The 286-nt window shown below is 39.9% G+C and carries 1 pseudogene; it reads right to left on the reverse strand.

Annotated features, from left to right (window positions below):
• Window positions 1-286, reverse strand: a pseudogene (locus tag SB658_RS23230) (RsfA family transcriptional regulator); the annotation flags it as partial.

Raw genomic sequence — 286 nt, forward strand, 5'->3', positions numbered from 1 at the left:
CCCGGTAATCTTCTTCTGTCATTTTTAATTGCCGCTTTAAGTGTTCATTTTCTTCTGTAAGTGACTTCAATTGATACTGTGCATCTGCCAGTTCTTCGCGTAAATGAGCGGGTCCATCAGGTTCTTTTTCAAGCTGCTCTAAAAACTGAATCACTTCTCGAAGGGTCAATTCAGCCTGGTTTGAAGAAGTCTTTTCTTCTATGGTTAACGCATGCTGTGGTAAACCAGAGGAATGAATACCTATTTTTTTACGCAATTCTTTCCGCTGTTTTTTTGCCAGCTCTAT

This window comes from Bacillus sp. SIMBA_008 (genome assembly GCF_046535495.1).
GTDB classification, from domain to species: Bacteria; Bacillota; Bacilli; order Bacillales; family Bacillaceae; genus Bacillus; species Bacillus subtilis.